Below are 2,671 nucleotides of genomic sequence, written 5' to 3' on the forward strand. Positions count from 1 at the left end.
TAGAACTACTTAAAGGTTCTTTTAATACATTTTTAAATGCAATGACATTTCCTGACAAAACTATGTATCCAGTATCGTCTAAAAATGAAAAAGATCTAGAAATATTGATGGATATATACTTAGATGCAGTATTTAATCCGAATCTAAAAAACAATCCAAATATACTTGCCCAAGAAGGATGGCACTATCATCTTGAAGACAAAGAAGATGAACTTATATATAAAGGTGTAGTTTACAATGAAATGAAAGGTGCATATTCATCAGTAGATGAAGTACTAGATCAATATGTAACGGAACATCTATTTAGTGATACTTCTTATAAATATTCTTCTGGAGGAAAGCCGGAAGCTATTCCTTCGATTACACAAGAAGAATTTTTAGAAACTTATAATTATAATTATCACCCAAGTAACAGCTATATCTTTTTATATGGTGATTTAAATGTTGAACAGTATCTGAATCATATTGACAGTTATCTAAATAATTACGACTATAAAGACTATAGCGATTATAACTTATCACGTCAAGAAAACTTTACTACGGATATTGTTAAACGTACATATTTTAATGAAGACGTAAAAGATAAAGCTTATGTAGCTTATAACTATATTCTTGGTGATAGCAATGAGTTTAGTAAAATTGAGAATATCGATATAATAGATGATATTCTTCTTGGGAGTAGTAATACAGAATTTAGAAAATATTTCATTGATAACAATATTTGTGAAGATGTATATAGTTATGTTCAAAAAGATCGTAAAGAAACTGTATACTCAATTATCTTTAAATACGTAAGTGATGATAAATTAGAAAGTCTTGATGTAGAATATAACTCTTTATTAAAAGGTATTATTGATAAAGGATTTGATTATGAACAGGTTCAAGCTTCAATTAACAAGAAGAACTTTTCTATCAAGGAAGAGATCAATAAAACTTCGTCACCTAAGGGTGTATCTTATGCTATTAGATTATTAAGAACATGGTTATATAGCGAAGATAATATATTAGATGCATTTGATTTAGACAACGTAATTTCTCATTTGCAAGAAAATTGCGTTAATAAACAATATGAAACTCTTGCTAAACAGTTTCTAATTGAAAATAATAAACAAGCTGTATTACACTTAATTCCGACGTTAGAAAAAGAAAATAAGGAAAAAGATTTAGTTGAATATAAAGCTACTTTATCAGAAACCGAATTAGAATACATTGTTAAAAACACTATGTTGTTGCGAGAATGGCAAAATAGTGTTGACAAAAAAGAAGATTTAGAAAAAATCAGAAGTGTTGATGCTAAAGAAGTAGAATTAAAAAATCCATTCGAAGAAACTTTCTTTGAAGAATACAAAGGTATAAGTTATTCACACTATGATGCTGTGACCAATGGTATTTCGTATTCTAAATTACTATTTGACATAAGTGATTTCGAAGTTGAGCAGTTACAATATGCATCAGTTTTATCTTATTTACTATTTAACTTTAATACAAAAAATAAAACAGAAGCTGAAATTATAAAAGAAATAGGTGCAAATCTTGGTGGTATTAGCTCTTATGTGGATGTTTTTAGAAAACATAAGAGTGAAGAATGTGAAGTGAAATTCATAATCAGTGCTAAGAATTTAGTAGAAAAAGCTGAAGACTTATCTAAGATTTTAGACGAAACTACACTTAATGTAGATTTTGAAGATAAAGATGCACTATATAATGTTCTCTTAGAAATTAAGTTAATGCTAGAAAGTAGATTTAAAAATTCTGGTCATGCTTTTGTAGCACGTCGTATTAGTGGTTTTTACAATCCTCAAAGTAAACTTGCTTCATATCACGGAGAATATGATTTCTATGAGTTTATAAGCGAATTAGTAAACAAATACGAACAAAATAGTGATAAGATTAAAGAAAAGCTATATACTGTCACAAATCTAATTTTTAATCAAGCTAGATTATTAGTTAACTTTGTCGGTAATAAAGAAGAATATACTAACTTCAAAGAAGCTATATCTTCATATTTAACTAAATACCCTAGTGAAGTGAATAAGCAAAGAGGTTTTGAAATTAAATTAGAAGAACAAGGTTATTCTGAAGGTTTTTACTTTGATTCACTAGTTCAATATGTTGGTGCGGGTTATAATATAAATGATTACACTGGTACACACTTAGTACTAAGACATATATTAAGCTTAGATTATTTATGGAATAATGTCCGTGTAAAAAATGGAGCCTATGGTTCTGGAGTGATATTTAATGCTTTTGGTGATTTTAATTTGTGGTCTTATCGTGATCCAAACTTAACAGAAACTCTAGAGATATATTACAATATTAACAACTACGTAGCTAATATTGATGCAGATGAAAAAGATCTTAATAAATATATTATAGGTACACTAAATTCATTAGATGTACTAATGTCACCAAGTGCGCAAGCCGCATATTCATTAAACAAATACATCACTAATTCCCCATTTGAAGTTTATGATAAACTTGTAAATGAGATAAAAAATACAACAGTAGAAGATTTAAGAAAATTAGCAATAGAATTTGAAAATATGAAATCTAAAGCATATACTTGTGTACTAGGTTCAAAAGAAAAAGTATTAGAAAACAAACAATTATTTAATAAAACAATAGAATTAAAATAGAAAGGTGCATGAATGAGAGTTCGAAATAGAGCAGA

General features: G+C 27.7%; 1 protein-coding gene. It reads left to right on the forward strand.

Going from position 1 to position 2,671, the window contains the following annotated elements:
• Window positions 1–2,636: insulinase family protein (locus RWN11_RS08195; RefSeq protein WP_314161245.1), on the forward strand; the 2,636-nt coding region annotated here is incomplete at its 5' end.
• Between the last annotated feature and the right edge of the window lie 35 nt (window positions 2,637–2,671).

The organism is uncultured Gemella sp. (assembly GCF_963519265.1).
Classification (GTDB): domain Bacteria; phylum Bacillota; class Bacilli; order Staphylococcales; family Gemellaceae; genus Gemella.